Genomic DNA, 5,108 nt, shown 5'->3' with positions numbered 1-5,108 from the left:
TTATGGTTGGTAGGTTATGCAAAAAAGGGTTAAAACTTATTGATTAAGGCTCAACTGTCTTACGGTAACTTCAAACCATGAGCGACTGCCGTGGTTCCCCCCATGAGCGACTGCCGTGGTTTCCCCCATGAGCGACTGCATCAAGACAATGTCCTAACAGTAGCGCGTAGTGCTATATCCAGTCCGGTCGCCTAGGTATTAAGTCTTAGGTATTAAGTTTTAGGTAAGCTATCAGCTATCAGCCATCAGCTATCAGCTATCAGCTATCAGCTATCAGCTATCAGCTATCAGCTAAAGGCTGACTGCTGTTCGCGTAGCGTGCCCGTAGCGCATATGTTTACAGTTTTAAATATTAAGTTTTAGGACGATTAAGTTTTAGAAATATTAAGTTTTAGGTATTAATTCTTAGGTATTAATTCTTAGGTATTAATTCTTGAGTATTAGGGACAAGAGGCGTAGTTGAAGGCTTCTTTGCTTTCGGAAGACTTAGCAAACTTTGTCAAAATCCCCTTAGTCTAGATGTTTAGAGCCTCATGCCTAAAATCTAGAGCCTAGAGCCTAGAGTGTATAACCTTAACCATCGGAAAGGATCTGATTTGTTTTTTTTTCTTAACATTTGACTTTTGTCGAAAAAAGTGTCAAAATAGATACAGAAATAAAAATTGGAATTGAATAAGCATTGAGGTCTCTGTCGGATCAGTGGCTCTCCACTCAGATATCCTGAAGTAGATAAGCCGTAGAGAACCCAAGAAAGTGATACCTAGGGCAAGCTTGCCTAACCCTTAGACAGAATTCCTCACCTGGCCAACCAACTTATTAAACAATTCCTGGCCAAGCAACTTATTAAGCAATTCCATTAAGTAATTCGATTAAGCAATCCAATCGGAGGTATTCGAGCAATGAAACTTTCTTACCGAGGTGTCAGTTATCAAAGTGAACCATCTACCCTAGAAGTATCTGAAGGTGAAATTGGTGGCACTTACCGGGGTCATAGCTGGAAAGTTCACCGAATTAAGCATAATCCTTGGCGTAAATCACCCGCTAACATGACCTATCGTGGTGTTACCTATAAAAGAGGGTAGCTATTAGTATCACTAGTTTTGTTTGAGTCAAAAAGTGCTGAGGTAAGCATTGAGCTATCAGCTATCAGCTGATGGGCTTTTCCCCAGACTTTCAATTTTAAATTTTTCACTAAAGCTGTTTGACCTGGTGGGTGGAATGGCCATCTTGGTGGAAGGGGCAAGATGCTTATTCCACAAAACTCTTCAAACCATTCCATTATTAAGCAACATCGGATTTTAAGCTAACAGCCTTCAGCTGTCAGCTGTTAGCTTACATTAAAAGCACTCAAGACTATTGAAAAAAGTGGTCTGATATTATTATTAGTCAATCGGAGGGGTAATAGATATGAAACTTAGGTATCGTGGTGTAAGTTACGACGCTGAACCCTCTTTACTAGAAGTGAGAGAGGGTGAAATTGGTGGCACTTATCGGGCTCAGAATTGGAGAGTTCACTATCCCAGACACATGCCTGAACCCCCACCAGTAAATCATCTGAAATGGCGTGGTGTTTCTTACTGCACTGGTAATCCAACTGTAACTAATTCTGATGTAACTAATTCTCAACCAGTGGCTAAATCGATTTCTACTGTGGCTGCAAAGACATCGATTGCTCGCCACCGGCTGCAAAAAGTCTTGAATGAGAGCAGAAAAGCGCATCTGGCTACTATGCGCCAAACTTTGGAACATCGTCTAGAGGTAGCTAAAGCTAACGGTGATCAGAATCTGGTCAGGCTTCTAGAAGAGGAGTCAAAGCAGATGCAACCTATCTAGTGAGTTAACACAGATACTCTCACAAGTCTGGTGACGAGTCAGTTTGGGATTATCGCCAACCCCAGCCATTGCGATATAGATTGACCAAACCTTATTCAAACTTTTTCACGTATCCACAACTCTCTAACACAAGACAGAGCGATCCACAGCGATCGCTTTTTTGATGCTTTGATTTTTCATGCTTTGATGACTTGCGACACTCTGGTAGGGCAATATTTGTAACAAATTTGACACTCCCCGGTCATTAGACGCGGGGATTCTTGAAACCTATTATTATTGGTCATACATGAAGCCCGCGCACAGGTAAATCTATCATGCTGAAATCTTATCGTGAACACCTAGCTGAACGGGGAGCTCAAGGAATTCCTCCCCTACCCCTAAGTGCTGAGCAAACATCCCAACTTTGTGAACTGCTGCAAAATCCACCAGCTGGGGAAGAAGAAGCATTAATGGCTATGTTACGCGATCGCATTCCCCCTGGAGTTGATGAAGCAGCTTATGTCAAAGCCGGGTTTTTAACTGCGATCGCAAAAGCAGAACTCACTAGTCCTCTGATTTACCCCCAGGGTGCTGTAGACCTCTTGGGTACTATGGTCGGAGGCTACAATGTCCAATCCTTGGTTGAGTTACTCCAGTCTGATCAAACCACCTTAGCAGCCGAAGCCGCTACTGCCCTAAGTAAGACATTACTTGTCTTTGATGCGTTCAATGATGTTCTAGAAATTTCCGATGTCAATCCTTACGCCAAGCAAGTCATCGATGCTTGGGCCAATGCTGCGTGGTTCATCCAGCGTCCCAAACTCCCCGAAGCAGTTACTGTAACTGTATTTAAGGTACCTGGAGAAACCAATACCGATGACTTATCCCCCGCCACTCACGCCACCACTCGCCCAGATATTCCGTTACACGCCTTGGCCATGTTGGAATCTCGGATAGAGTCGGGTTTAGAAACTATTGCTAAATTAAAAGAAAATGGGTACCCTGTGGCTTATGTTGGGGATGTTGTTGGTACTGGTTCATCCCGGAAATCGGCAATTAATTCCTTACTTTGGCATATTGGTGAAGATATCCCCTATGTTCCTAATAAACGGGCTGGGGGATATATCTTAGGTGGCAAAATTGCCCCGATCTTCTTCAACACGGCTGAAGATTCTGGTGCATTGCCCATTGAGTGCGATGTTTCAACAATGGAAACTGGGGATGTGATTACCATCCATCCCTACAAGGGTGAAATCACTAACCAAGCTGGGGAAGTTATTTCCACCTTTACCCTCAAACCCGATACCATCCTCGATGAAGTCCGTGCTGGTGGACGGATTCCGTTACTGATTGGGCGATCGCTTACGGATAAAACCCGGGAAGCCTTGGGATTAGAACCGAGTCCCCTGTTTGCCCGTCCAACCATGCCAGAAGATACAGGCAAAGGCTTCACCTTAGCCCAGAAAATGGTCGGTAAAGCCTGTGGCTTACCCGGTGTTCGTCCAGGTAGCTCTTGCGAACCGATCATGACTACAGTTGGTTCCCAAGATACCACAGGACCCATGACTAGGGATGAATTGAAAGAACTGGCTTGTCTTGGTTTCAGTGCGGACTTAGTCATGCAAAGCTTCTGCCATACTGCTGCTTATCCCAAGCCCGTTGATGTCAAAGTCCATAAAAAATTGCCCGACTTCTTTGCCTCTCGTGCTGGTGTAGCCTTGCGTCCTGGGGATGGCATTATCCACTCTTGGTTGAACCGGATGTTATTACCTGATACCGTAGGCACTGGTGGAGACTCTCACACCCGTTTCCCCCTAGGCATTTCCTTCCCCGCCGGTTCCGGATTAGTGGCCTTTGGTGCTGCTTTGGGAGTCATGCCCTTAGATATGCCCGAATCTGTGTTAGTGCGGTTCAAAGGTGAATTGCAGCCAGGGGTAACCTTGCGGGATATTGTCAATGCTATTCCCTATGTAGCTATTCAAAAAGGATTGCTGACAGTAGAGAAGACCAATAAGAAAAATGTCTTCTCGGGACGGATTATGGAAATAGAAGGATTGCCCGATTTGAAAGTTGAGCAAGCCTTTGAACTTACTGACGCTAGTGCAGAACGGTCTTGTTCTGGCTGTACCATTAAGCTCGGAGTAGAAACAGTATCTGAGTATTTGCGTTCCAATATCGCCCTACTGAAAAATATGGTAGGGCGAGGCTATCAAGATGCCCGTACGATCATGCGTCGAGTGGCCAAGATGGAAGAATGGTTGGCAAATCCCGTACTGATGGCAGCGGACAAGGATGCAGAATATGCTGAAATTATCGAGATTGACTTGAATGAAATCACTGAGCCAATTGTAGCTGCTCCCAATGACCCAGATAATGTAAAATTGTTGTCTGAAGTCGCAAGCGATCGCATCGATGAAGTATTCATTGGGTCTTGCATGACCAATATTGGACATTACCGTGCTGCAGCCAAAGTCCTAGAAGGGGAACCCCCTGTTAGCACTCGGTTGTGGATTTGTCCCCCTACCCGGATGGATGAGAAACAACTCAAAGAAGAAGGGGTTTACGGTATCTTTGGCATAGCTGGTGCCCGGACTGAAATGCCTGGATGTTCCCTGTGCATGGGAAATCAAGCTCGGGTTGCTGATAAAGCCACAGTATTCTCCACCTCTACTCGTAATTTTAATAATCGTATGGGTAAAGGTGCCCAAGTCTACTTGGGTTCTGCTGAATTAGCAGCAGCTTGTGCCTTATTAGGTCGGATTCCCAGTGCTGAAGAGTATCAGTCAATTGTAGCCGAGAAAATTAATCCCTTTGCTAGTGATTTGTATAAGTATTTGAACTTTGATAAAATCGCTGGATTTGAAGATGAAGGACGGGTGATTCCTATCGAAGAAATGCCCAAGATTGAAGATATTTTGGGCATCCCAGCGGGAACGCTCAAGTAGATTAGTTTTAGTTTAGCTTAGCTGAGTTTTCGGGTGAGCTGTTAGGTTCACCCGATTATTTCTATTACTTAAGCTATCAACATTCAGCATTCAGCATTCAGCATTCAGCATTTAGCATTCAGCATTCAGCATATGCTTAGATGGGCTTTTCTCCATACTTTCAATTTTCATTAATCTCGAACTATTAAATTCGACCGTTTGCGCATTGCGCATTGCCCACGCTAAGAGGTTGTCTGAGAAGTCTCATTTGCTACATCCAAGCCCCCGTTGGTCCCCCAATTCTGGGGGACTTTTAGAAGCAAATTGACTCTTCCCCCAAAGTTGGGGGGTCAGGGGGGCAAAATTCAGTAT

At 44.6% G+C, this 5,108-nt stretch carries 3 protein-coding genes; all 3 read left to right on the top strand.

Annotated elements, in window-relative coordinates:
* Window positions 1–899 precede the first annotated feature (899 nt).
* The 3 genes from F6K20_RS23615 (at window position 900) to acnB (ending at window position 4,757) form a co-directional block, all read left to right on the top strand.
* Entirely contained in the window at window positions 900–1,082 is a 183-nt protein-coding gene (locus F6K20_RS23615) for a DUF4278 domain-containing protein (RefSeq protein ID WP_008187474.1), read from the top strand.
* Window positions 1,083–1,407: 325 nt separating this feature from the next.
* Window positions 1,408–1,833 carry an arginine synthesis PII-interacting regulator PirA gene (gene pirA / locus F6K20_RS23610; RefSeq protein WP_008187470.1) on the top strand — a complete coding sequence of 142 codons (426 nt, stop codon included), beginning with the start codon at window positions 1,408–1,410 and terminating at the stop codon, window positions 1,831–1,833.
* 314 nt (window positions 1,834–2,147) lie between these two features.
* Entirely contained in the window at window positions 2,148–4,757 is a 2,610-nt protein-coding gene (acnB, locus tag F6K20_RS23605; RefSeq protein WP_008187468.1) for a bifunctional aconitate hydratase 2/2-methylisocitrate dehydratase, read from the top strand.
* Window positions 4,758–5,108 lie beyond the last annotated feature (351 nt).

The organism is Moorena sp. SIO2C4 (genome assembly GCF_010672485.1).
Taxonomy (GTDB): domain Bacteria; phylum Cyanobacteriota; class Cyanobacteriia; order Cyanobacteriales; family Coleofasciculaceae; genus Moorena; species Moorena producens.
Note: the sequence above shows the minus strand (reverse complement) of the source record. Positions and strands in the feature narration are given on the sequence as shown.